This window comes from Streptomyces sp. AK08-02 (assembly GCF_033795085.1).
In the GTDB taxonomy this organism is placed as follows: domain Bacteria; phylum Actinomycetota; class Actinomycetes; order Streptomycetales; family Streptomycetaceae; genus Streptomyces; species Streptomyces echiniscabiei.
The window spans coordinates 33,815-57,097 of the sequence record NZ_JARAZV010000035.1 but is presented as its reverse complement, the minus strand read 5'-3'; the positions used below and the strand labels follow the sequence as shown (position 1 = coordinate 57,097).

Here is a 23,283-nt window from a genome sequence, read left to right as displayed (position 1 = left end):
GGTTCGGGGCGACCTGCAAAGACGCAGGTAAGCACATCGCTAAACCTCGCACACCTTCTAAGCGCTTGGCCGCAGGTTCGAGTCCTGCCGGGGGCGCAAGTCTCAGCCCTCCTTCGGGAGGGCCTTTTTGCTGGTCAGGTCAGGGTTTCACTCGCACGCCGCAGCCCCGGACACTCCCCCGACGATCAAGGGGCAGGTTCCGGGGCTGTCCGGCTGTCACCGGGTTTTCGCTGGTGGCCGTGTCGAATACGTGTCGAAGTTCTCGGCGAGAAACGTCAGCCGGGGTCGGGCAGTTCGGGGAGGCCGAGGCCACCGGAGACCACTTGTGGCCGATCAAGCAGGAATCCAGCCAGGCCACTGCGGAGGGACGTTGCTCGCCGGGCAGAGGCCAGAGTCGCCTGGATAGCCGTCCAGCGTCCCTCGGCTCGCGAAGAACCACCACGCCAGCCCCACCGTCGCAACAACCACCAGCAACGCCGACAGCGAGACACGAACCACCCTCCGCGGGCCGAGCACCAGGCGTCGGCCGACGGCCCACGCCCCAAGCCCGACGAGTGCTTCGGCTCCCACTACGAGAGGAAGCAGGAAGTTGAGTTCGAAGCGTCCGCCGGCGTCGTAGCCCGCGTCACAGTACGCGCGCGCCCAGACGGTCAGAGACCATGCGCCGCAGCCGACAGCAGCTCCGAACAGCGCGGAGGCCGCCCAGGGGAGGCATGAGTCGGGTCTCGACTTGGCTGTGTCCACGGGATGACACGACATCGAACACACCGCCTACGGTTCCACGAATGGACGGGTACCCCCTGGAGGACGCCGTCGACATCGTGGCTGAGGCCGGTGGGGGTACAGCGAGGCACACGCGCGCCTGGTCGATCGGCGCGCCCTCCGTCGTGGCTGGCTTTCGTCGGCTGGGGTCCAGACGGGCCGCATTTCACTCCGAAACCCCAGCTCAGGCGCCTACGACTACTTGGAATGCCAGCTGCGGACGACAGTCAGGCAAGGTGGGCTGCTTGTCCCCGCCTAGGACGTGCGCCAGCAGTGGATCACGCGCATAGGGTGTCGGGATGCCACTGAGCCGCATAGTCCTCTCGTCTGGTCGTTCGATCGAGCTCATTGAGCTGCGGATGTCGTCGACCTACGGGGGGGGATGCTGGAGGGTTACCCGTGCAAGCGCGTCAACGACATGACGGTCAGCGGTCTCCAGTGGCAGGCCGAACGCGCGTTTCCCTCCACGCCGTTCCATCTCGTTCAGCCCTCCCGTGAGTACCCGGACCAGACCGTCGGCGCCTTCGGCCCTGTTGAGGTGCTGCCTTCCGTGGCTTGCATCGGTGTCTTCGGCTCGACAGCGGTCGCTCCTGAGCTCGACCCTGTGCTGTACCGCTCCGCTCTTGTCGTGGTCTGGTTCCAGGCCACCCCGGATGTCCCGTCGGGTGAGGATGCTGATGGGTCGCTTGGCAGCGTTCGCTGGGAGGAACTGGCCCAGGACTACGAGCTCTAGCGACGCGTCTGGTCACAGCCATTCGTTGATGGCCGCGACGAGGACCGTGGCCTCACAGCGGAGAGCGGGTTTCGCTCGGCATAGTGAAGCCCCGGACACTCCCCCGACGATCAAGGGGCAGGTTCCGGGGCTGTCCGGCTGTCACCGGGTTTCCACGGGGGGCCGTGTCGAAGTTCTCGGCGAGGAACCTCAGTCGGCGTCGGGCAGCTCGGGGAGATCGCCCGCAGCCTCCAGGCGCCTTTTCAAGTCAGGCAACTGCCCCTCGACGCACCGGGCGTAAGTGGCCGGCAGCACCGGCACGCTGTTTCCGGCCCAGTCGGCCACCTGGGCGGGCGGGATCCCGTCATTGAGCCACATCGTGAGGCGCGTGTGCCGGTTGTCCGCACGCCGGGGCGGGTGTCGTGAACCGCATGGCCTCGAGCGGCATCACCGTCAGCCACGCCGTGGAGCAGCCGGAGCCGAGGCAGGCGACCGCTGAAGAGGAGTCGCTTCTCGGCATCCAGAAAGCCGCCCTTGTCACGCACATCCGGCGGACGTACTACAGCGATGAGGGACGGCCCGTGGAGACGGCGGACATCGTGGTGCCCGCCGCTCACTGCGAATCCGGAGCTTGCCGCGTGTCACGTCACCCCTCGTAGCGGTAGCCCATGCCGGGCTCGGTGATCAGATAGCGGGGGTGGGAGGGGTCCCTCTCCAGTTTGCGGCGGAGCTGGGCCATGTAGACCCGCAGGTAGTTGGTCTTGTTGCCGGTCGTGACTCCCCAGACCTCCTGGAGCAGATGCTTCTGGCTGACCAGTCGGCCGGGGTTGGTGATCAGGATCTCCAGCAGGTGCCACTCGGTCGGGGTCAGCCTCACGTCCCGGCCACTTCGTACGACCTTCTTGGCCAGCAGGTCGACGGTGAACTCGTCGGTCTCCACCAGTGACGCCTCGGGAACGAGCGGCGCGTCCTCCGTGCGCCGGACGGCTGCCCGCAGGCGGGCCAGGAGTTCGTCCATGCTGAAGGGCTTGGTGATGTAGTCGTCGGCGCCGGCGTCGAGGGCGGCGACCTTCTCGTCCGACGCCTGGCGGGCGGACAGCACCAGGATCGGTACGCGGGTCCAGCCGCGCAGTGCCCTGATGACATCGACGCCGTCCATGTCGGGCAGGCCCAGGTCGAGCATCACCACGTCTGGCTGACGTGTGGCCGCCAGCCGGAGGGCCGTGGTGCCGTCGGGCGCCGCGTCGACCCCGTACCGGCGTGCCTGCAGGCTGATCACGAGGGCCCTTACCAACTGCGGATCGTCCTCCACCACCAACACCCTCGTCATGGGTGTACGCCTTTCGTTTCGTACGCGCGGGCGGGCGAGCGAGCGGGTGGGCGGGCGTGAGGTTCCGAGGGGGTGTCAGGGAACCCTGGAGTATCGCAACCGGCCCCATGGCGGCGGGAGTCGGCGAAACCATGGCGGCTCCCAGGTCGCCGGCTCCCGCGCGGATCAGCACGTAACGGCATCAACTCTGCTTCGCCACCAGTTCCTTGAGCCCGATGTTGAGTTCGAGGACGTTCACGCGGGGCTCGCCGATGAAGCCGAGGGTGCGGCCTTCGGTGTGGTCGTCGACCAGCTTCCGCACCTGGACGACGGTCAGGCCGTTCTGCTCGGCGATCCGGTGGACCTGGAGGTCGGCGTACTCCGGGGAGATGTCCGGGTCCAGGCCGGAGCCGGAGGACGTTACCGCGTCGGCGGGTACGTCCGAGGGCTTGACCGTGTAGCCGGCGACCGAGTTGTCCTTGACGACGGCTGCCTTGGCGGCGGTCACCCAGTCGATGAGGTCCTTGTTGTCGCCGGAGCGGTTGGTCGCGCCGGAGAGGATCAGCTTGTACTGGGTGTTGACGCTGTTGCTGCCGAGGCCGTTCTGCGGGCGGCCCTGGAACCACTTCAGGTCGGGGGCGGGGGTCTCCTCGCCCTTCTTCAGCGGCAGGTTGTACGCCTGCCCGATGAGGGACGAGCCGACGACCTTGCCGTCCGCCTTGATCTCCGAGCCGTTGGCCTTGTCGTTGAAGAGTGCCTGGGCGACGCCGGTGACGGCCAGCGGGTAGATGACGCCCGTGACCAGGGTCAGCACGAGGAGGGCACGCAGGCCCGCCCAGAGCAACCGGGCTGTGTTCGTGACCGAGTTGTTCATGGCGATTCAGCCGATCCCGGGGATGAGGGAGATGAGCAGGTCGATGATCTTGATGCCGACGAAGGGGGCGACCAGCCCGCCGATGCCGTAGACGGTGAGGTTGCGGCGGAGCATCTTGTCGGCGCTGACCGGCTTGTACCGCACGCCTCGCAGGGACAGCGGGACCAGCGCGATGATGATCAGCGCGTTGAAGATGACCGCCGAGAGGATCGCGGAGTCGGGCGAGGACAGGTTCATGATGTTGAGCTTGTCGAGGCCCGGGTAGACGGCCGCGAACAGCGCCGGGATGATCGCGAAGTACTTCGCGACGTCGTTGGCGATGGAGAACGTCGTCAACGCGCCCCGGGTGATGAGGAGTTGCTTGCCGATCTCGACGATCTCGATCAGCTTGGTCGGGTTCGAGTCGAGGTCGACCATGTTGCCGGCCTCTTTTGCGGCCGAGGTTCCGGTGTTCATGGCCACGCCGACGTCGGCCTGGGCGAGCGCGGGCGCGTCGTTCGTACCGTCACCCGTCATCGCGACCAGCTTGCCGCCAGCCTGCTCCCGCTTGATGAGGGCCATCTTGTCCTCGGGGGTGGCCTCGGCGAGGAAGTCGTCGACGCCCGCCTCCTCGGCGATGGCCTTGGCGGTCAGCGGGTTGTCACCCGTGATCATGACCGTCTTGATGCCCATGCGGCGCAGCTCGTCGAACCGCTCCCGCATGCCCTCCTTGACGACGTCCTTGAGGTGGATGACGCCCAACACCCGTGCCCCGTCGGTGTCTTCGACGGCCACGAGCAGCGGGGTACCGCCCGCCTCGGAGATACGGTCGGTGAGCGCTCCGGCGTCCTCGGACACCTCGCCGCCCTGTTCCCGGACCCAGGTGACGACCGAACCGGCCGCCCCCTTGCGGATCTTCCTGCCGTCCACGTCCACGCCCGACATACGGGTCTGGGCGGTGAAGGCGATCCACTCGGCGCCGGACAACTCCCCCTGGTGACGCTCCCGCAGCCCGTACTTCTCCTTGGCGAGTACGACGATCGAGCGACCCTCGGGTGTCTCGTCGGCCAGCGACGACAGCTGGGCCGCGTCGGCCAGTTCGGCCTCGGTCGTCCCGGTCACCGGCACGAACTCCGACGCCTGCCGGTTGCCGAGCGTGATCGTGCCGGTCTTGTCCAGCAGCAGGGTGGAGACGTCACCGGCGGCCTCGACTGCCCTGCCGGACATGGCGAGTACGTTGCGCTGGACGAGGCGGTCCATGCCCGCGATACCGATCGCGGAGAGCAGCGCGCCGATGGTGGTCGGGATGAGGCAGACCAGGAGGGCGACCAGCACGACCATCGAGAGGTGTGAGCCCGCGTAGTCCGCGAACGGCGGCAGGGTGGCCACCGCGAGCAGGAAGACGATGGTCAGCGAGGCGAGCAGGATGTTCAGCGCGATCTCGTTCGGCGTCTTCTGCCGGGCCGCGCCCTCGACCAGGGCGATCATGCGGTCGATGAAGGTCTCGCCGGGCTTCGTCGTGATCTTGATGACGATCCGGTCGGACAGCACCTTGGTGCCACCGGTGACCGCGGACCGGTCGCCGCCGGACTCGCGGATGACCGGGGCCGACTCCCCGGTGATGGCCGACTCGTCGACGGACGCGACGCCCTCGACGACGTCACCGTCGCCGGGAATGATGTCGCCGGCCTCGCAGACGACGCGGTCCCCGATGCGCAGCTCGGTGCCGGGCACCTGTTCCTCGGACTTCCCGTCCGAGGTCAGGCGCCGCGCGACCGTGTCGGTCTTGGCCTTGCGCAGGGTGTCCGCCTGGGCCTTGCCCCGGCCTTCGGCGACCGCCTCCGCCAGGTTGGCGAAGATCACGGTCAGCCAGAGCCAGGCGCTGATGGTCCAGCCGAACCAGTCTCCCGGGTCCTTGAAGGAGAACACCGTCGTCAGGACCGAGCCGACGAGGACCACGAACATCACGGGGGACTTGACCATCACCCGCGGGTCGAGCTTGCGGCAGGCGTCCGGCAGCGACCTGACCAGTTGCCTGGGGTCGAACACACCCGCGCCGACCTTGCCTTCGTCCTTGTGGCCGGTCGGCACATCGCTGTGCGGCGCCCGGGTCGGGGTGGCTGTGGACATCGCGTCCTCTTGCTTCGTCGTGTCGGTTGTCATGACGCCAGCCCCTCGGCCAGCGGGCCCAGCGCGAGCGCCGGGAAGTAGGTCAGTCCGGTGATGATGAGGATCGCGCCCACCAGCAGACCCGTGAACAGGGGCTTCTCCGTCCGCAGGGTGCCCGCGGTCGCCGGGACCGGCTGCTGCTCGGCCAGCGAACCCGCCAGCGCGAGCACGAACACCATCGGCAGGAACCGGCCCAGGGCCATCGCCAGGCCCAGGGTCGTGTTGAACCACTGGGTGTCCGCGTTCAGCCCGGCGAAGGCCGAGCCGTTGTTGTTGGCGGCCGACGAATACGCGTACAGGATCTCGGAGAAGCCGTGCGCCCCGCTGTTGGTCATCGAGTTGGCCGGCGTCGGCAACGCCATCGCCGCCGCCGTGAAGACGAGCACCAGGGCCGGGGTGATCAGGATGTAGCAGGCCGCGAACTTGATCTCACGGGTGCCGATCTTCTTGCCGAGGTACTCGGGCGTGCGGCCGACCATCAGCCCCGCGATGAACACCGCGATGACCGCCATGATCAGCATGCCGTAGAGGCCGGAACCGGTACCACCGGGTGCGATCTCGCCCAACTGCATGCCCAGGATGGTGATTCCGCCGCCGAGTCCGGTGAACGAGGAGTGGAAGGAGTCGACCGCGCCCGTCGAGGTCAGGGTCGTCGACACCGCGAAGATCGACGAGGCGCCTACTCCGATGCGCTGTTCCTTGCCCTCCATCGCACCGCCGGCGATGTCGAACGCCGGGCCGTGGTGGGCGAACTCCGTCCACATCATCAGCGCGACGAAGCCGACCCAGATGGTCGCCATGGTGGCGAGGATCGCGTAGCCCTGCCTCAGGCTGCCGACCATCCGGCCGAACGTCCGGGTGAGCGCGAACGGGATCACCAGCAGCAGGAAGATCTCGAACAGGTTGGTGAAGGGCGTCGGGTTCTCGAAGGGGTGCGCGGAGTTGGCGTTGAAGTAGCCGCCCCCGTTGGTACCGATCTCCTTGACGGCCTCCTGCGAGGCGACAGCGCCCCCGTTCCACTGCTGGGAACCCCCCATGCTGTGCCCATTCAAAAACTGGCCGACCTCGTGAATGCCGGAGAAGTTCTGGATGACACCGCACGCGACGAGAGCGACCGCGACGACGACGGAGAACGGCAGCAGGATGCGTACGACACCACGCACCAGGTCGGACCAGAAGTTGCCCAGCTCACCGGTGCGAGAACGGGCGAATCCTCGTACCAGCGCCACCGCCACCGCGATGCCGACGGCGGCGGAGACGAAGTTCTGCACGGCGAGCCCGGCGGTCTGGACGACGTGGCCCATGGCCTGCTCGCCGTAGTAGGACTGCCAGTTGGTGTTGGTCACGAAGGACACGGCGGTGTTGAACGCCTGGTCCGGGTCGATCGAGGAGAAGCCGAGCGAGCCGGGCAGGACGCCCTGGAGCCGCTGGAGCAGGTAGAGGAACAGGACACCCACGGCGGAGAAGGCGAGGACACCGCGCAGATACGCGGGCCAGCGCATCTCCGTGTCCGGGTTGGCGCCGATGCCCTTGTAGATCCACTTCTCCACACGCCAGTGCCTGTCGGAGGAGTAGACCTTGGCCATGTAGTCGCCGAGCGGGACGTAGGCCAGACCCAGTGCCACGATCAGGGCGAGCAACTGGAGAATGCCGGCAAGTACGGGACCCATGACGTTCTCAGAACCTCTCCGGGAAGATCAGGGCGAGGACGAGATAGCCCAGCAGGGCGACAGCCACGACCAGGCCGACAACGTTCTCGGCGGTCACAGCTTCGTCACCCCCTTGGCGGCGAGAGCCACCAGCGCGAACACCGCGATCGTGATGACGACGAAGGCCAGGTCGGCCATCGAGAACTCCTGGAGTGAGGTTCTGCGAACAGGGACGATTAGAGGAAAGCGCCTCTTTGGCCGGATCGGATCGCACCTTGACGGCTCTCTTACGGGGGCGCCCACGGCTTTGACGGGACTCATACGGCGTCGATCCGTACCGTCGTGGCGGCCGGTGTCCGGCTCACAGGAGGCGGAAGCGCAGTCGGCAGATCACCGCGTCCGTCTCCCGCCGCACGGCGTGCGCGACGACTCCGCCCCGCTGGTTCTGCAGCAGCCGCTGCCACAGCCGTTCCGGTTCGGTCTCCGGGATCAGGACGGTGACGCGGGTGCCGGGCTCGGTGGCGGCCACGTCACGGACGTAGGCGGCGATAGGACGGCCCAGGCTGCGGCGCTCGCTGGTCAGCCGGACCAGGGGTACGCCCGGGTCCCACTCGGCCCAGGACCGCTCCAGCGTGTGCAGGGCCGCCCGGTCTTCAGGGTCCGGGTAGCAGACGGTGACCGCGCGGACCTCGTCGCCGAGGGAGGAGGCGGCCGTGAGCGCCTCCGAGGTCAGCCTGGACAGGGACGAGACGGGCACGATCACCAGCGAGCGCTCGCGGTGCGGGGGTTCCGGTATGCGGCCGATGCCGAGCCGTTCGCCGATCCGGCCGTAGGTGCGGTGCACGGTCTCGAAGGCGACCACGAGCAGGGGCAGGGCGATCACGATCAGCCAGGCGCCCTCCGTGAACTTCTCCACCGTGACGACGACGGTCGCGACACCGGTGAGCAGCGCGCCGAAGCCGTTGAGTGCCGTCTTCCCCTGCCGGCCCCTCCCCCGCTCCTGACGCCAGTGCCGGACCATGCCGACCTGGGCGATGGTGAACCCGACGAACACACCGATCGCGAAGAGCGGGACCAGGGTGTTGGTGTCGCCGCCTGAGAACACCAGCAGGGCGGCGGAGACGGCGGCCAGGGCGAGGACGCCGTGCCGGTGGACCTGACGGTCGGCCTTGAGGGCGAAGACGTGCGGCGCGTAGTTGTCGCGGGCGAGCAGTTTCAGCAGCACCGGAAGCCCGCCGAAGGACGTGTTCGCCGACAGGGCGAGCAGGATCATCGTCGCGAACTGGATGACGTAGAAAGCCCAGTTGTGGCCGAGGGAGGCGTCCGCGAGCTGGGCGAGGACGGTGACGCCGTCGACCGGCTGGAGATGGAAGCGGCCGATGAGCACCGACAGGCCGATCAGCATCACGCCGAGGACGGCGCCGAGGGCGACCTCCGCGCGCTGCGCCCGCTTCGCGCGCGGGACACGGAAGGAGGGCACGGCGTTGGCGATGGCCTCCACGCCGGTCAGCGCGGCACAGCCGGAGGCGAAAGCTTTCAGCAGGAGCAGCGCCCCCACGGTGGAGGCGTTGTCGGCGAGCGCCGAGGCATGGCCGGCCGCCGTCGCCGTGCTCACCGGCTCGGCCCGGAACAGCCCGACGGCGATCAGCACGAGGATCGAGCCGACGAAGACGACCGTCGGCACGATGAACACCCTTGCCGACTCCACGATGCCCCGCAGGTTCACGCCGGTGACCAGGGCGAGCACCGCCAGGCACAGCCACAGCCGGTCGTCGTAGAGGGCGGGGAAGGCCGAGGTCAGGGCCGCCACACCGGCGGTGACGGCCACCGCGACGTTCAGGACGTAGTCCAGGACCAGCGAGGCCGCCGCGACCAGGCTGGTGCGGGCGCCCAGATGCGTCCTGGCGACGGCGTAGGAGCCGCCACCGTCCGGGAAGGCCGCGATGACCTGACGGTACGAGGCGACCAGCACCGCCAGCAGGCCCGCGATGGCCAGTGTCACCGGCAGCGTGAAGCCGAGCCCGTGCGCACCGGCGGCGGCCAGGACGAGGACGATCGCCTCAGGGCCGTACGCCACCGACGCCATGGCGTCCAGGGAGAGGGCGGCGAGGCCGGTGACGGCGGTCAGGCGATGGCGTTCGCCGGTATCGGGCGGCTCCTCGTCGGCGGGGACGGCATCCGGCAGTGGGGGTCCCCCCGCTCGAGCGAAGCCGAGAGTGGGGGAGGTCAGGACGGACATGGGTGCGCGCTCCTTCTTCAGGGCCGCGCACAGGGGCCGAGGAGTGCGCGGTGCACTCCAGGTTGTGTCCCGTTCCCGTCGCCTCCGACTGCTCCTAGCGGCATCTTCGCGCCCCGGCCGCCGACTTTGACGGGATCCTGACGGCTGTGTGATCCCGGTAACGGCTGTCGGTCGCGGTCAGGGGTCAGGGGTCACGGTCCGGTCCGGTCCGCGAACGGCAGCGACACGACCATGGTCAGACCGCCGCCCGGGGTGTCCTCGGGGGTGAGCGTTCCGTTCATCGCCTCGGTCAGGCCGCGGGCGAGGGCCAGCCCGAGGCCGAGGCCGGTGGTGTTGTCGGTGTCGCCGAGCCGCTGGAACGGCTCGAAGGAGCCTGTCCCGTCCGTCGGCGGGAAGACCGGGCCCCCGGCGCACTCGGCGAAGCCCACCACCACGTCCGCCCCTCGCGCGGCGCGGCGCCGCCCCTCGTCGAGCATGCGGTAGGTCTTGCCGACTCCGGGAGCTGCCCCGAGGTAGACCTTCAGCCGTCCGGGCCGTACGTCACTCATCGCCGCCGACGCACTCCGCTCACTGGTTCAACTCCCTTGCGCAGAAGGGTCCCTTGCCCAGCAGGGATCCTCCCGCTGCACAAGCCCCTTCGCGGGCCGGAAAGGGGCGTCGTCAGCGTTTCCTTGTCGCTGGTCACGAGGACCTTGACACCGTCTTGACGGCATACGCGGCGTAGGGACGGTTCTCGTCCTCGTGGCCCTCGCGACGGTGGACTCACGCGGACGGCTGAGCGGAGCCCGCACGAAGAAAACGGGCTCCGCTCAGCCGTACGCACGGAATGCCACAGGCACCCGGCCGCTCTTAACGGAGTCTTGACGCCCTCGGAGCACGCTCCCCCTCGGCGCTCACGTCACTCTCTGCTTACGCTGGTGCCGCCGTCCGCGTGATGGCCCGAACCCCGAGCCGAACACGCATCAGGAGCACCCCGATGGCCACCACCGCACGCCCACAGCAACGTCTACGTGCCTGGATGCTGCAGGGTCTGACCGACATGGGCAGGAGCGGTGGCCTCACGGGCCCGCACGCCAAGCCGGAGCCCGCGCACAAGGGCCAGCGGTGGTGGCGGGTGATGTGCCTGACCGGCGTCGACTACTTCTCCACCCTCGGCTACCAGCCCGGCATCGCCGCCCTCGCGGCCGGCCTGCTCTCCCCCGTCGCGACCATCGTCCTCGTCGTCGTCACCCTCGTCGGAGCCCTGCCGGTCTACCGGCGGGTGGCCGAGGAGAGCCCGCACGGCGAGGGCTCCATCGCGATGCTGGAACGGCTGCTGTCCTTCTGGCAGGGCAAGCTGTTCGTCCTGACCCTGCTGGGCTTCGCCGCCACCGACTTCCTGATCACCATCACCCTGTCGGCCGCCGACGCCTCCACCCACCTGGTCGAGAACCCGCACCTGACCAGCGCGCTGCACGACAAGCAGGTGCTGATCACCATGATCCTGGTCGCCCTGCTCGGCGCGGTCTTCCTCAAGGGCTTCCTGGAGGCCATCGGTGTCGCCGTCGTCCTGGTCGCCGTCTACCTCGGGCTGAACATCGTGGTGGTCGCCGTCGGCCTGTGGCACGTCGTCACGGAGGGCCATGTCATCACCGACTGGTCCACCGCCCTCACCGCCGAACACGGCAACGTCTTCGTCATGGTCGGCGTGGCGCTGATCGTCTTTCCCAAGCTCGCGCTCGGCCTGTCCGGCTTCGAGACCGGCGTCGCGGTGATGCCGCACGTGAAGGGTGACGACACCGACACGGAGGCGAACCCGAAGGGCCGTATCCGGGAGACCAAGAAGCTGCTGACCGCCGCCGCCGTCGTCATGAGCGTCTTCCTGATCGCGACCAGCTTCATCACCACCCTGCTCATCCCGGAGAAGGAGTTCGAGTCCGGCGGCAAGGCCAACGGCCGCGCCCTCGCCTACCTGTCCCACGAGTACCTGGGCAACGTCTTCGGCACGGTGTACGACGTGTCGACGATCGCGATCCTGTGGTTCGCGGGCGCCTCGGCGATGGCCGGCCTGCTCAACCTGATGCCCCGCTACCTGCCCCGCTACGGCATGGCCCCGCACTGGGCACGGGCCGTGCGCCCGATGGTCATCGTCTTCACCCTCATCGGCTTCCTCGTCACGTGGATCTTCGACGCGGACGTGGACAAGCAGGGCGGCGCGTACGCCACCGGCGTGCTGGTGCTCATCAGCTCGGCTGCGATCGCCGTGACCATCGCAGCCCGCAAGGCCGGCCAGCGCGGCTGGACGATCGGCTTCGCCGTCATCTCGGCGGTGTTCCTCTACGTCACCGTCGTCAACGTCATCGAGCGCCCCGACGGCGTCAAGATCGGCGCCTGCTTCATCGCGGGCATCATCCTGGTCTCGCTGCTGTCCCGGCTGGCCCGCGCCTTCGAGCTCCGCGTCACCAGCGTCACGCTGGACGACATGGCGGAACGATTCATCCGGGACATGGCCAGCCGCAAGATACGGTTCATCGCCAACGAGCCCGACCAGCGCGACAAGGCCGAGTACCGCGACAAGATCGAGCAGATCCGGGCCGACAACGACATGCCGGAGCAGGAGGACTTCGTCTTCGTCGAGGTGACGGTCACCGACCCCTCCGAGTTCGAGGCGGGCCTGACGGTACGCGGCGAGGTGCTGCACAAGCGCTACCGCGTCCTGACCCTCGAGTCCTCCTCCATCCCCAACGCCCTCGCCGCCCTCCTCCTGCACGTCCGCGACACGACGGGCTGCACCCCGCACATCTACTTCGAGTGGACCGAGGGCGGCCCCTTCGCCAACTTCCTGCGCTTCTTCCTCTTCGGCCAGGGCGAGGTCGCCCCGGTCACCCGGGAGGTCCTGCGCGAGGCGGAACCTGACCGCGCCCGCCGCCCCCGCGTCCACACCGGCTGACGGCTGCGGCAACCGCGTCAGAATCCCGTCAACATTCGCTCCGCCGGCGTCAGGGCCCCGTCAGCAGCGGGGCCATACCCCCGTACGGCTGCCTAACGTCAGAGACATGGAACGGAGCGCACCGGCGGCCCCGACGGGCGACCGCCACTGGCCCGGCAGCGCCCGGTTCGCGGCAGGCTGCGGCCTGGTGTTCTGCGCCATGAGCCTCCTGGTCGACTGGGACGCGGGAACCCTGACGCCTCTCAGCGCCCTGCTCTGGTCCGTCCTCTCCGCCGTGGTGTTCACCATCCTGCTGCCGCCACGGGTGAGCGCGGGCCCCGGCTGGCTGGCCGTACGCACCCTGTCGCGCCGGCTCGTCATCCGCACGGACGCGCTGACTGCCGTACGGCAGTACGGCGGCGTCTCCTCCCACCTGGTCCTCCGGGACGTCCACGGCCACAGCCTGGAACTCGACTCCCGGATCCTCGCCACCAACCCCCTGCTCATGCACGAGCTCGACACCGGCGTCCGCCGCTCCCTGGAGCACGGAACGCTGAGCCACGGAGCCGACGTCATCAACCGCCTGGGCCGTCGCATCGACGCCGAGACGGCCAGGGCCGTACTCCGGGAGTCGGGACTCTCGTGACCTCTCCCCTGCCGGCCGGCTCAGGATGCCTGTGGGTGCAGGAGTCGGGCGAGCAGGTCGTCCAGGGTGACCAGTCCCGTGAGTCCGCCCGTGTCGTCGCGGACCACGGCGAGTGAGGCGCGGCGGCGGCGCAGTTGTTCGATGGCGTCGCCGACGGTGTTCCGCACGGTCAGTTCGGGCACCGGGCGCGCCAGTTGCCGGGCGGTGACGGCTCTGCGCCGGGCCCTGGCGACCAGGGCGTCGCGGGCGTGGACGGAGCCGACGACCGTCTCGCCGTCGCGCACCAGCAGGCGGCTGCGGTCGTGCTCGGTCGCGAGCGCGAGGATCTCCGCCACGTCCGCCTCGGCCGGCACGGAGATGATCAGCTCGGCGGGCACCTGGAGTTCACCGACCGGAGTCTGGGGCTCGGTGAGCGAGTTGGTGATCAACTCGGAGTCGTCCTTGCTGATCAGGCCCAGCCGTTCGGACTCCTCGACGAGGTGCGTGAGCTGCTCACGGTTGTGGACGGAGGTCAGCTCGTCGCGCGGGGTGACCCGGCACAGTCGTACGAGCGCGTTGCTGATCCGGTTGAGGACGGCGATCAGCGGGCGCACCATCCTGACCACGGCCCGGAAGGCCGGGGAGAGCAGCATCGCCGAACGCTCGGGGTGCGCGATCGCCCAGGACTTGGGGGCCATCTCGCCGACCACCATGTGCAGGAACACGACGACGATCATCGCCACGGCGAACGCGACTCCGTAGCTGAGCGCGCTGGGCAGGCCCAGGTCGTGCAGCAGCGGGTCGAGTTCGTGGGAGATCGCGGGCTTGGAGAGGGAGCCCAGGCCCAACGTGCAGACGGTGATGCCCAGTTGGGCGCCGGCCAGCATCAGCGACAGCTCGCGCATACCGGCCAGGGCCGCGCCCGCGCCGCGCTGTCCCTCGGCGGCGGCCTTCTCCATGCGGTGCCGTTTGGCGGCGACGAGGGCGAACTCGGCGGCGACGAAGAACCCACTGCCGATGAGCAGCAGGACGGTGACGAAGAGCGCCATGGGGAAACTCATGCCTGCTCCTCCGTCTGTTCGGCCAGCCGTTCCATGCGCACACGGTCCGGCACGTGCCGGTCGAGGGTGCGTACGTCGATCAGTGCGCGGCCCCCGCCGGGCAGGTCGACCGTGAGGCTGTCCCCGATGGTCGGGAAGCGGCTCAGCCGGTCGACGATCAGGCCGGCCACGGTGTCGTAGTCGTCGTCCGTGGGCAGGTCGACGCCGGTGACCTCGGCCACCTCGTCCAGGCGGCGGCCCGCGTCCACCAGCCAGCCGTCGCCGTCCGCGACCGCGATCTCGGTGATGAGGTCGGACTCGTCGGCGATGTCACCCACCAGTTCCTCGGCGATGTCCTCGTACGTGACGATGCCCGCCACACCTCCGTGTTCGTCCAGGACGACCGCGAACTCGTCGCCCTGGGCCCGCATCTGCTCCACCGCGTCCGGCAGGGGGAGTGTGTCCGGCAGCAGCAGGGGCCGCCGGGCGGCCTGGGCCGCCGTGGTGTCCGTGAAGCCGTCTGCGGGCAGGGCCATGAGCTCCCGGACGCCGAGCACTCCGCCGACGTCGTCCGGATGGTCGCCCAGGACGGGGTAGTTGGAGTGGCCGTGCCTGGCGATCAGCTCGACCGCATCGGCGAGGCTCGCGTCCCTGCGGACGAAAACGGCCTCCACGCGCGGCACCATCACCTCGTCCAGGGTGCGATCGGAGAACTCCAGGGCGTGGTCGAGGAGTGCGGCGGTGTCCTTGGGCAGTTGGCCCTGCTCGTGGGACTCGCCGATCAGATGGCCGAGTTCCTCCAGGGTGGCGCCGTGGTGGAGTTCCTCGACGGGCTCGATGCCGACCTTGCGCAGGAGCGTGTTGGCCGCGCCGTCGAAAACGCGCACGAGTGGGCCGACGATCTTCAGGTACGCCAGGGTGGAGGAGGCCAGCGACTTCGCCAGCCGTTCGGGGACGGCGATGGCGAGGTTCTTCGGGGCCAGTTCGCCGATCACCATCTGGACGACCGTGGCCAGGACGAAGGCGAGCACGACGGAGATTCCGCCGACCGCCCCGTCAGGAACACCGATGCCGGTCAGTACGGGCTTGAGCAGCGCGGACACCGACGGCTCGGCGATGAAACCGACGACCAGGCCGGTGACGGTGATGCCGAGCTGGGCGCCGGACAGCATGAAGGACAGGCGTTCCAGGACCTTCAGCGCACGGGCGGCCTCCGGTCACCGGCCTCGGCCTCGCGAGCCAGGGCCAGCCGGTCGACGGACACGTACGCGAATTCCTGAGCGACGAAATAGCCGGTGCCCACGGTCAGCAGCAGTACGGCGAGCAGACCGAGCCAGGCTTCCGGTGCGCTCATCGACGCCTCAGCCCGGAGTGGGTGCCCCGCCGCGCGCCGCGCTCAGGAGAGACCTGGCGGGAGGGTGGCCGGGGATCGTGCCCCGAGGAGTCCGTCGAGCTGGCGGACAAGGATGCTCCTTCACTAGAACGTTCACCTTGGCAACGATTCTGACCACAGCCGCGTTCCCCTGCGCGGCGAGCCCGCGCACCCGCGACCGGCCTCGGCGTCGGTGTGGTCGGCGGGATGGTCGCGGCCGAAGTCGTGGACGAGGTCGGGGACTTCTTCGAGGGCGACGATGAAGGGGAAGAGGAGTAGGGGTAGGAGAGGTAGGAAGGGCGGGAGGAGTAGGAAGAGCAGGAAGAGAAATCCACTGGGCCCGGTGGAACTTATCCGCCCGGCGGTTAGTTTCTACGTTGCTGTAGACCGTGCTGTTGATCTTGATCCATTTTGACATTCTGGAGTTCTCATGGCCCTGTGGGACCGCTTCAAGGAGTCCGCGTCGACGATGCAGACTCAGCTCGTGGCGAAGAAGAACGACCTCAAGAGCGGCGCCTTCCGCGACGCGAGCATGGCGATGTGCGCCCTGGTCGCCGCCGCCGACGGCAGCATCGACCCCTCGGAGCGCCAGCGGGTGGCCCAGCTGATCGCCACCAACGAGGTGCTGCAGAACTTCGACGCGATGGATCTGCAGCGACGCTTCGACGAGAACCTCAACAAGCTGACCGCCGACTTCGCGTTCGGCAAGGTGAGCGTGCTGCAGGAGATCGCCAAGGCCAAGAAGAAGCCGGCCGAGGCTCGTGCCGTCATCCAGATCGGCATCGTCATCGGTGGCGCGGACGGCGACTTCGACAAGACCGAGCAGGCCGTCGTGCGCGAGGCGTGTTTCACCCTGGACCTGCCGCCGCACGAGTTCGACCTCTGACTCGGCCTCTGGCCTACGTCCGCCCGGCGGGTCACAGGGGCGTGGCCGCGTGGAGGATGAAGATCATGGTCACGGCGGCGTTCGCGGACGACATCGCCGAGACGGCCGTACCCGCCGCAGCGCCCCAGGTCGCCAGGCCGACCGTGGTGAACACGGACGGCCAGCGGCGCCCCACGGGTGCGGGTCCGAGCAGGGCCGCCACCCTGCGCGGCACCGGCCCCGGCGCGGCGAAGCCGGCGAGCGTGGCCAGTGGTGTGCCACGGGAACCGGAGACCAGCGCGGCCTTGCCGATCGCCCGCGCCACGTCACGACGGCTGCCGACCACGTGCGCCGCGTCCTCGTCGGCCCATCGCTCCGCCGTGTACGACACCGCCGTACGCAGGGGCTGCAGGAACGGGTTGGCCCGGGCGGCCAGTTGTACGGCGAGCAGGTGGCGGTGGTGACGGGCGGCGAGGTGGGCGCGCTCGTGGGCGAACAGGGCTCGGCGCTCGGCCGGCTCCAGTGAGTCGAGCAGCCCGGTGGTCACGACGATCCGATCGCGACCGCCGCCCGGCAGTGCGTACGCGTAGGGAGCCGCGTCGGGCAGGACCGCGACCTCCGTGGCCGGCAGCCCGGCCAGAGCCCGGTGAGCTCGACGGCGGGTCCGGCGGTGCCGCCACAGGGTCCGGGTGCAGGCCAGCGCCACCACGCACAGGGCGGGGATGGCCGCCTTGCCGACCACCTCGTCATAGGGGACGGCCTCGCGCACCTCGGGGTCCGACCAGCCGTCGGGCAGCGGGTTGCCCGGGAGCTGGGCGGTGCCGACCACCATCAGCAGCGCCAGGCACACCGTGCTGCACACGGCCATCACGGCGGCCACGCCGGCCAGCAGCCGGGTCGCGGTACGCGGATGGAGGTGCTGCTCGGCGAGGCGGGCGACCGGCCACGCCGTCAGCGGCAGCACCAACGGCAGAAAGACGAAGACCCCCATGAAGTGTCAGTCTCCCCGGCTGTCGGGGGACCGGCCCAGAAGCTCGCGCAGCAGACGCTCGTCGTCGGGACCGAGACCGGTGACGAAACTCGCCAGCACGGCCTGTCTGTCTCCCTCGTTGTCCAGCACCCGGCGCATCTTGTGGGCGGCGAGGCCGGCCTGGTCCGCCACGGGCAGCCAGGCGAAGGACCGGCCGGCCCGTTCGCGGGTGACCGCACCCTTGGTCAGCAGCCGCGTGAGGATCGTGATGACGGTCGTATAGGCGAGGCCACTGCCCAGGCGCTCCCGCACCCAGCCCGCCGTCGCCGGTCCGTCCGCCTCGCGCAGCGCGGACAGCACCAACGCCTCCAGTTCACCCTGTCCCCGTCGCCGGGGAGGCTGTCGGTGATTCGTCACGCCCTGTCTCCCTTCCGCTGCCGCGTACTTCACGGGCGCTCCATCGTAAGGACACCCGGGGCCGCGCACCCGCAATCACACCTCGCGCTGTTTCTACAGTGATGTAGATTGCGTTCCGGTGCAACCGCACCCCAGGATCTCAACCAGGAGGAAAACCATGGGAGTTTCCCTGTCCAAGGGCGGCAACGTCTCGCTCAACAAGGAGGCCCCGGGCTTGACCGCCGTGCTGGTCGGCCTGGGCTGGGACGTCCGGACGACCACTGGCACCGACTTCGACCTCGACGCCTCCGCCCTGCTCCTGGACGCCTCCGGCAAGGTCCTCTCGGACCGGCACTTCGTCTTCTACAACAACCTCACCAGCCCGGACGGGTCCGTCGAGCACACGGGGGACAACCTCACGGGCGAGGGCGAGGGCGACGACGAGTCGATCAAGGTGAACCTGGCGGGCGTACCCGTCGAGGTCGACCGGATCGTCTTCCCGGTCTCCATCCACGACGCCGACAACCGCGGCCAGAGCTTCGGCCAGGTCCGGGGTGCCTTCATCCGGGTCGTCAACCAGGCGGGCGGGCAGGAGATCGCGCGGTACGACCTGTCCGAGGACGCCTCCTCCGAGACCGCGATGGTCTTCGGCGAGCTGTACCGCAACGGTGCCGAGTGGAAGTTCCGCGCGGTCGGCCAGGGGTACGCCTCCGGACTGGCCGGCATCGCCTCCGACTTCGGCGTCAGCATCTGACCGAGGCCGGCACCCGCCGCCCACGTCACCCTGCGAGAGGCTGCCCGGCGCGGCTCGACGGACCCACCGGCGAGCCGCGGCCTCCTGCTGCCGGCCCTCCCCAAGAACAGGAACCCCGTGTTCGGACTGAGCGAACTGGCCGTCATCCTCATCGTCGTCATAGCCGTCCTCGCGGCGAAGAAGCTTCCTGAACTGGCGCGCTCGGCAGGGAAGTCGGCCCGGATCCTCAAGGCCGAGGCCCGCGCCGCGAAGGAAGACGAGAAGGAGGGGGAAGGGCCGGAGAGCGGCTCGGCTCCCCGTGTCATCCAGGGCGAGACTGTCACTCCGGGTACCGGCACGCCCGCCACGGAAACCGGGCGACCGAACGAGGGGCGCGGCGCGACACCGCGCGACATCTGACGGCAGAGGCAGGGCGTCACTTGACGCGGGCCGCACCGAACGCTGTATCTGAAAACCCGTTGGCGGGGCACCGCCGCCGCTGCTAGCTTTCCGGTGGCCGTGCGAGATGACGAGGAGGTGGTACCCGTGAACGCTGTATCGACATGGGTGCTCTCCTCCGGGGTCACGGTCGGGCGGTAGGTCGTCCGGGAGCGCCGTTCTGAGCCCTCCCGAAAGGCACGACCATGCAGTTCACCTCCGAACAGCGTCTCGACGACGGCGTCCTCGAACGCGAATTCACCCTCGGGGAGATCCCCGGCATCCTGTGGACACCCGGATCCGCGTCCGCATCCGAGTCCGCACCGGCGCCGCTGATCCTGCTCAGCCCTCCTCCTGTCGGGTTGCGCAGGGCGTACCCCCGGCTGGTGGGCCGAGCCCGGCACTCCGCGGCGTGCGGCTTCGCCACGGCCACCATCGAGCTCCCCGGAAGCGGCGACCGGCCCCGTTCACCCGCCGCCGAGCAGGCCGTCGCCGACATGCGTCGGGCCCTGGAGGCCGGCGAGCCGGTCGGTGACGAGATCATCGACCGGCTCGTCCTCCCCCTGGTGGACCAGTCGGTCCCGGAATGGCGGGCCGCCCTGGACGCCCTGCTGTCCCTGCCCGACCTCAGCGGCCCGGTCGGGTACTCGGGGGGAGTGATCTCCATCGGGACCCGGCTGGCGGTGGTCGAGCCGCGCATCTCGGCCGCTGTTCTGTTCGCCGGGAGTTTCGTCCCTCGCGTCATGCTCGAGGAGGCCCGCCAGGTGACCATTCCTCTGCACGTCCTGCTGCAGTGGGACGACGAGGGCAACGACCGGCAGGCGGCCCTGGACCTGTTCGACGCCTTCGGCTCCAAGGAGAAGACGCTGCACGCCAACATGGGCGGGCACACCGGCGTCCCGCAGTTCGCGGGGGACGCCGCGGCCCAGTTCTTCACCCGACACCTGAGGTGACGCCGGGCAGTCCGGCCACCGGCAGAGGGTGAGCGGCGTCCGCCGTGCTGCCGTAGCCGTCACGTCACTGTCATCGAGGAGAGGCCCCGGCCCTCCTCGACGGCGGTGACCGGCGGCTCACCGGTGCCGGGGCAGACCTACGGCAGCCCCCAAGCCGCCCCCCGCTCCACCAGCGGCACCGAGTCGATCACCAGGTCAGGGCGCTCACCCGCGTACAGCAGGACCTCCCGGCCCTTGGCCAGGTCGATCGTGAGGGTGCCGTCCTCCGCGGTGTGAGTGTGGGCCGGGGTGCCGTCGTCCAGGAGGGCCGTCAGCGGGCCGCCGGACAGGTCGTGGCGCAGGCGCAACGGTTCGCCGGCCAGGCTCCGGATCCGGATGAAGCGGGTGGCGCCCCCCGTACGGGCCGCGCTGACCAGGAAGGCGCCCTGGGTGCGGAAGTCGTGGAGGGTGACGTCCGGCCAGGTGGGCGGGACGGCCGGGAAGATCCGTACGACGCCTCCCCAGCTCTGGCAGAGCATGTCGTGCAGGGACTGGGACGCTGACAGCGGGGTCTCGATGACCGGGCCGGCCTCCGTGTAGTGGGTGTTGGCCCGGCACGGGTAGCGCGTGGTGGGGTCGAAGAACTTCTTCAGGTAGGTCAGGGCCGTGTCGCCACGGCCCATCATCGCGTAGAGCGACGCGGCTCCCGTGTAGCTGTAGCCGCGGTGGGCGCCGGTCAGCGCGTGCCAGCGGACGACCGACTTCTCGATCAGTTCGCGCTGCTCCGGCTGGTCCCAGTTGACCAGGTACAGCGGGTAGACCATCAGCAGGTGGGAGTAGTGGCGGTGGGACTGCGCGTACGGGGTGTCGGCACCGATCATGAAGCCGTTGCCGTCCACGGGGTACGGCGTCAGCTTGGCCAGGGTCTCCTGCCAGCGGGGGGCGAGCGGATCGTCGACACCCAGGCGCTCGGCGGCCTCCAGGAGGGCCGTGCAGCCCCAACGGATCAGCGCCAGGTCGTAGTTGGTGTCCTGCGGGGGGACGACCGGGTACTCCGGGGAGAGCGTCGACGGGAGGTGCAGCTTGCCGTCGTCGCCCGGCTGGAGGAAGTGCAGGTAGTAGTTGACCGCCCGGCGGAGCACGGGGAAGACGGTGTCCCGCAGCAGCTTCTCGTCCATGCTGTGGCGGTAGCTCAGCCACACGTTGTGCAGCGCCCAGGTCAGGTCGCCCACCTCGGCACCCGTGCCGGGCCTGCCGACGCTCCGGTTGGCGAACATGTCGGAGCTGCGGCCCACTCCGGCGCTGTCCGAGCGGTAGGCGGCGGCCACGTTCGTGGTGAGTTGTTCCTGGTTCTGGCGGAGGGTGGTGGCCAGCGAGTCGAGTTCCAGGTGGTTGGAGCCGTGGATCAGCCAGTACTCCAGCTGGATGTTGAGGTTCCACCACACCGCCGGCCAGGGCGTGGGCTCCAGCCAGGGGCCGCAGGTGGCCATCGGCGGACCGCCCGCGCGGCTGGCCGACGCGACCTTGTAGAGCTGGATCCAGTGGAAGCTCTGCAGCCGCTCGTCGGGGAACGAGACGAAGCTCTTGCGGTAGTACGCGTGCCAGGCGCGGGTGTGCGAGGTGCGCAGGGCGGTGTACGGGGCGATTCCCAGGGCCTGCCGGATCGTCGGAATCTTCTGGATCTTCTTCAGCGACTCCTCCCCCGCCCGGGTGTTCGAGGGGTGGCTGTGGGCGACGGTGAGCAGGAGGGTGTCGCCCGAGCGTCGGTACGCCGTCGCGGTCTGGCCGCCGCCGGTCAGGGGCTGGAGCACCTGCTCGACTCCGCCGGTGGTCCGGGTGGTCCAGGGCGGGTTGGTGACGTAGTCCGCCGGTGGGGCCTCGCTGATCCTGCGGGGACTGATCGCGTCCTCCGGGTGGAACGTCCAGTGGACCTTCTCGTCGCCGGCCGCCGTGACACGGGCGGCCAGAACACCGTCGTGGATGAGTGCGGCGAGGGTCAGGGTGCCCTTGTCCGTGGTGACCGTGCCGGTCAGTTCGGCGTTCCACAGGCTCAGGCGCCAGTCCACGGCGGTGATCGTGCCGACCGGGTCCAGGGTCAGGTGTCCCACGGGGAGCCGGCAGGTGCCCCAGCCGCTGCCGAGTTCCGGTCGGTGGTCCTGGACCTCGCCGTGCTGGACGGTGAAGCGGATCGCGTTCACGCCCGGCTCCTGGTACACCATGCTGCCCAGCCGCCCGTCCCCGAGGAACGGTCCCTCGTGCCACAGCGTGGGCAGCCTGCGCCACAGCAGGTCCTGCTTGCGCAGGAAGCCGGACCAGGCCGCGTCCGAGTCCATACGGTCACGCAGCTTCCAGGGCCGGCGGACGGCCACGGCGTCTCCTGCCTGGCCAGGAGGCCCGGCGTGATCGGCGTGATCGACGGGGTCGGCCTGCGCGACTACGGGCAGGGCGGCAAGCGTCGTACCGCCCAGCGCCGAGCCGAGCACTGCTCTACGAGAGGTCATGCGGGTGCCTCCAGAAGCCAGAAGGTGGGGGGACGGTGAGGGGTGGGGCGACGCCGGTGTCAGGCCCAGTCGGCCGGTTCGGCCAGGGCGTAGGTCGAGGCGATCCGGTGGTTGTCGTGCAGGATCGTCAGAGTCCGTGGGCCGCTCGGCTTCCCCTCGCGCCAGGCGGTGCAGTAGATCCCGTTGGACCAGCGGATCGTCCGTGAGGTGGACGGCAGCACGGTGATGCCGGTCCGGCTCACCGTCCTCGTACCGTTCAGCCACACCTCGAAGGCGCCCCGGCCGTCGCCGTCGAGCTTCAGCCGGGTGACGACGCGGATCCAGGTGTCCCGCAGGCCGCTGATCGACCCGGCGGTGCCCTTGATGCCCCCGGAGCCGCCGAACCGGATCTCCGACCCGATGACGAACATCAACAGCCAGGGCCCTTCCGGGTCTTCGGGCGACCACTGCTGGAAGGTGACGTTCTGGTCGTGGAAGGTCCAGCCGGGCCCGAGGCGGATCGCCTGGCCGTAGTACCGGTCCTCGCCGACGCTCTGCGCGCCGCGCCGGATGACCTCGGAGTGGTAGCCGCCGGTCTCGTCGACGTAGGTCTGGGTCGCCGCGAGCGCGTGCGCGCCCTTGTAGGTGGGCGAGTCGACGGTCTCGATGGTGCCGGCCTTCTGTGTGTAGGCGTGGTCCCAGCCCTCGACGCTGCCGCGGTTCTGGAAGTGGACCTCGTCCGCGGCGCTTGCCTGTCCCGGCAGGACGGCGGCGGTGACACCGGCGAGGCCGAGTCCGCCGAGCGCGGTGAGTGCGGTTCGTCTCCGCACG

20 protein-coding genes and 4 pseudogenes are annotated in these 23,283 nt (G+C 69.5%); 8 read left to right on the top strand and 16 right to left on the bottom strand.

Going from position 1 to position 23,283, the window contains the following annotated elements:
* Positions 1-333: 333 nt before the first annotated feature.
* Positions 334-744 carry a hypothetical protein gene (locus tag PV734_RS44945; RefSeq protein WP_319090051.1) on the bottom strand — a complete coding sequence of 137 codons (411 nt, stop codon included), beginning with the start codon at positions 742-744 and terminating at the stop codon, positions 334-336.
* 317 nt (positions 745-1,061) lie between these two features.
* On the opposite strand from PV734_RS44945, the pseudogene PV734_RS44940 reads away from it, so the two are divergent.
* Positions 1,062-1,495, top strand: a pseudogene (locus PV734_RS44940) (hypothetical protein).
* A gap of 189 nt (positions 1,496-1,684) precedes the next feature.
* Here the strand turns inward: PV734_RS44940 and PV734_RS44935 are convergent.
* A complete protein-coding gene (locus PV734_RS44935; RefSeq protein ID WP_319295013.1) occupies positions 1,685-1,852 on the bottom strand; it encodes an integrase in 168 nt (55 codons plus the stop codon).
* A 17-nt stretch (positions 1,853-1,869) separates the two neighbouring features.
* On the opposite strand from PV734_RS44935, the pseudogene PV734_RS44930 reads away from it, so the two are divergent.
* Positions 1,870-2,133 (top strand): annotated as a pseudogene (locus PV734_RS44930) (UTRA domain-containing protein); the annotation flags it as partial.
* Here PV734_RS44930 and PV734_RS44925 read toward each other — a convergent pair.
* From PV734_RS44925 to PV734_RS44890, 8 genes and pseudogenes are all read right to left on the bottom strand, one after another.
* Positions 2,121-2,804 (bottom strand): response regulator, encoded by a 684-nt coding sequence (locus PV734_RS44925; protein ID WP_319090053.1) that lies wholly within the window; start codon positions 2,802-2,804, stop codon positions 2,121-2,123. The pseudogene PV734_RS44930 and the gene PV734_RS44925 overlap by 13 nt on opposite strands.
* A 181-nt stretch (positions 2,805-2,985) precedes the next feature.
* Positions 2,986-3,657, bottom strand: a complete 672-nt coding sequence (locus PV734_RS44920; RefSeq protein ID WP_319090054.1) for a potassium-transporting ATPase subunit C — start codon at positions 3,655-3,657, stop codon at positions 2,986-2,988.
* 6 nt (positions 3,658-3,663) lie between these two features.
* Positions 3,664-5,799 carry a potassium-transporting ATPase subunit KdpB gene (gene kdpB / locus PV734_RS44915; RefSeq protein WP_319090055.1) on the bottom strand — a complete coding sequence of 712 codons (2,136 nt, stop codon included), beginning with the start codon at positions 5,797-5,799 and terminating at the stop codon, positions 3,664-3,666.
* A complete protein-coding gene (gene kdpA, locus PV734_RS44910) occupies positions 5,796-7,475 on the bottom strand; it encodes a potassium-transporting ATPase subunit KdpA (RefSeq protein ID WP_319090056.1) in 1,680 nt (559 codons plus the stop codon). The genes kdpB and kdpA overlap by 4 nt, the downstream gene beginning before the upstream one ends.
* Before the next feature lie 7 nt (positions 7,476-7,482).
* Positions 7,483-7,572 carry a K(+)-transporting ATPase subunit F gene (gene kdpF, locus PV734_RS44905; protein ID WP_009326374.1) on the bottom strand — a complete coding sequence of 30 codons (90 nt, stop codon included), beginning with the start codon at positions 7,570-7,572 and terminating at the stop codon, positions 7,483-7,485.
* Entirely contained in the window at positions 7,569-7,775 is a 207-nt protein-coding gene (locus tag PV734_RS44900; protein ID WP_319090057.1) for a hypothetical protein, read from the bottom strand. Before PV734_RS44900 ends, kdpF begins: the two co-directional genes overlap by 4 nt.
* A gap of 40 nt (positions 7,776-7,815) precedes the next feature.
* Positions 7,816-9,693, bottom strand: coding sequence for an APC family permease (locus PV734_RS44895; protein WP_319295011.1), 1,878 nt, complete (start codon positions 9,691-9,693; stop codon positions 7,816-7,818).
* A 191-nt stretch (positions 9,694-9,884) separates the two neighbouring features.
* Positions 9,885-10,116 (bottom strand): annotated as a pseudogene (locus PV734_RS44890) (sensor histidine kinase); the annotation flags it as partial.
* Between the two features lie 553 nt (positions 10,117-10,669).
* Here PV734_RS44890 and PV734_RS44885 point away from each other — a divergent pair.
* Both PV734_RS44885 and PV734_RS44880 read left to right on the top strand, forming a co-directional pair.
* On the top strand, positions 10,670-12,622 hold the full coding sequence (locus PV734_RS44885) for an amino acid transporter (protein WP_319090059.1): 1,953 nt from the start codon (positions 10,670-10,672) through the stop codon (positions 12,620-12,622).
* 106 nt (positions 12,623-12,728) lie between these two features.
* Positions 12,729-13,247, top strand: coding sequence for a hypothetical protein (locus PV734_RS44880; protein ID WP_319295010.1), 519 nt, complete (start codon positions 12,729-12,731; stop codon positions 13,245-13,247).
* A 20-nt stretch (positions 13,248-13,267) separates the two neighbouring features.
* Here the strand turns inward: PV734_RS44880 and PV734_RS44875 are convergent, their stop codons facing one another.
* The gene (locus PV734_RS44875) at positions 13,268-14,287 is read right to left on the bottom strand and encodes a hemolysin family protein (protein WP_319295008.1); all 1,020 of its coding nucleotides are present in this window, start codon (positions 14,285-14,287) and stop codon (positions 13,268-13,270) included.
* Positions 14,284-15,620: pseudogene (locus tag PV734_RS44870) on the bottom strand (hemolysin family protein). The gene PV734_RS44875 and the pseudogene PV734_RS44870 overlap by 4 nt, the downstream one beginning before the upstream one ends.
* Before the next feature lie 448 nt (positions 15,621-16,068).
* Between PV734_RS44870 and PV734_RS44865 the strand changes: the two are divergent.
* Positions 16,069-16,524 (top strand): TerB family tellurite resistance protein, encoded by a 456-nt coding sequence (locus PV734_RS44865; protein WP_319090063.1) that lies wholly within the window; start codon positions 16,069-16,071, stop codon positions 16,522-16,524.
* Between the two features lie 31 nt (positions 16,525-16,555).
* Here the strand turns inward: PV734_RS44865 and PV734_RS44860 are convergent, their stop codons facing one another.
* Together PV734_RS44860 and PV734_RS44855 are read right to left on the bottom strand one after the other, a co-directional pair.
* A complete protein-coding gene (locus PV734_RS44860; RefSeq protein ID WP_319295006.1) occupies positions 16,556-17,494 on the bottom strand; it encodes a M56 family metallopeptidase in 939 nt (312 codons plus the stop codon).
* A gap of 6 nt (positions 17,495-17,500) precedes the next feature.
* The gene (locus PV734_RS44855; RefSeq protein WP_319090065.1) at positions 17,501-17,890 is read right to left on the bottom strand and encodes a BlaI/MecI/CopY family transcriptional regulator; all 390 of its coding nucleotides are present in this window, start codon (positions 17,888-17,890) and stop codon (positions 17,501-17,503) included.
* 157 nt (positions 17,891-18,047) lie between these two features.
* On the opposite strand from PV734_RS44855, the gene PV734_RS44850 reads away from it, so the two are divergent.
* From PV734_RS44850 to PV734_RS44840, 3 genes are all read left to right on the top strand, one after another.
* Positions 18,048-18,623, top strand: a complete 576-nt coding sequence (locus PV734_RS44850; RefSeq protein WP_319090066.1) for a TerD family protein — start codon at positions 18,048-18,050, stop codon at positions 18,621-18,623.
* A 117-nt stretch (positions 18,624-18,740) separates the two neighbouring features.
* Complete coding sequence (locus PV734_RS44845) at positions 18,741-19,022, top strand: twin-arginine translocase TatA/TatE family subunit (protein WP_319295004.1); 282 nt, start codon at positions 18,741-18,743, stop codon at positions 19,020-19,022.
* A gap of 224 nt (positions 19,023-19,246) precedes the next feature.
* Positions 19,247-19,993: an alpha/beta hydrolase gene (locus tag PV734_RS44840; protein ID WP_319295002.1), complete on the top strand. Its 747-nt coding sequence runs from the start codon at positions 19,247-19,249 to the stop codon at positions 19,991-19,993.
* A gap of 137 nt (positions 19,994-20,130) precedes the next feature.
* Here PV734_RS44840 and PV734_RS44835 read toward each other — a convergent pair whose 3' ends face one another.
* Together PV734_RS44835 and PV734_RS44830 are read right to left on the bottom strand one after the other, a co-directional pair.
* Positions 20,131-22,473: a glycosyl hydrolase family 95 catalytic domain-containing protein gene (locus PV734_RS44835; protein WP_319295000.1), complete on the bottom strand. Its 2,343-nt coding sequence runs from the start codon at positions 22,471-22,473 to the stop codon at positions 20,131-20,133.
* A 59-nt stretch (positions 22,474-22,532) separates the two neighbouring features.
* Positions 22,533-23,282, bottom strand: coding sequence for a heparin lyase I family protein (locus PV734_RS44830; protein WP_319090070.1), 750 nt, complete (start codon positions 23,280-23,282; stop codon positions 22,533-22,535).
* Position 23,283: the final 1 nt, after the last annotated feature.

Bases quoted from the DNA above. Each gene is read 5' to 3' on its own strand.
- PV734_RS44835 (WP_319295000.1), bottom strand. From the start codon at position 22,473: ATGACCTCTCGTAGAGCAGTGCTCGGCTCGGCGCTGGGCGGTACGACG.
- PV734_RS44850 (WP_319090066.1), top strand. From the start codon at position 18,048: ATGGGAGTTTCCCTGTCCAAGGGCGGCAACGTCTCGCTCAACAAGGAG.
- PV734_RS44895 (WP_319295011.1), bottom strand. From the start codon at position 9,693: ATGTCCGTCCTGACCTCCCCCACTCTCGGCTTCGCTCGAGCGGGGGGA.
- PV734_RS44935 (WP_319295013.1), bottom strand. From the start codon at position 1,852: ATGTGGCTCAATGACGGGATCCCGCCCGCCCAGGTGGCCGACTGGGCC.
- PV734_RS44865 (WP_319090063.1), top strand. From the start codon at position 16,069: ATGGCCCTGTGGGACCGCTTCAAGGAGTCCGCGTCGACGATGCAGACT.
- kdpB (WP_319090055.1), bottom strand. From the start codon at position 5,799: ATGACAACCGACACGACGAAGCAAGAGGACGCGATGTCCACAGCCACC.
- PV734_RS44900 (WP_319090057.1), bottom strand. From the start codon at position 7,775: ATGAGTCCCGTCAAAGCCGTGGGCGCCCCCGTAAGAGAGCCGTCAAGG.
- PV734_RS44860 (WP_319295006.1), bottom strand. From the start codon at position 17,494: ATGGGGGTCTTCGTCTTTCTGCCGTTGGTGCTGCCGCTGACGGCGTGG.
- PV734_RS44885 (WP_319090059.1), top strand. From the start codon at position 10,670: ATGGCCACCACCGCACGCCCACAGCAACGTCTACGTGCCTGGATGCTG.
- kdpA (WP_319090056.1), bottom strand. From the start codon at position 7,475: ATGGGTCCCGTACTTGCCGGCATTCTCCAGTTGCTCGCCCTGATCGTG.
- PV734_RS44875 (WP_319295008.1), bottom strand. From the start codon at position 14,287: ATGAGTTTCCCCATGGCGCTCTTCGTCACCGTCCTGCTGCTCATCGGC.
- PV734_RS44880 (WP_319295010.1), top strand. From the start codon at position 12,729: ATGGAACGGAGCGCACCGGCGGCCCCGACGGGCGACCGCCACTGGCCC.
- PV734_RS44840 (WP_319295002.1), top strand. From the start codon at position 19,247: ATGCAGTTCACCTCCGAACAGCGTCTCGACGACGGCGTCCTCGAACGC.
- PV734_RS44920 (WP_319090054.1), bottom strand. From the start codon at position 3,657: ATGAACAACTCGGTCACGAACACAGCCCGGTTGCTCTGGGCGGGCCTG.
- PV734_RS44925 (WP_319090053.1), bottom strand. From the start codon at position 2,804: ATGACGAGGGTGTTGGTGGTGGAGGACGATCCGCAGTTGGTAAGGGCC.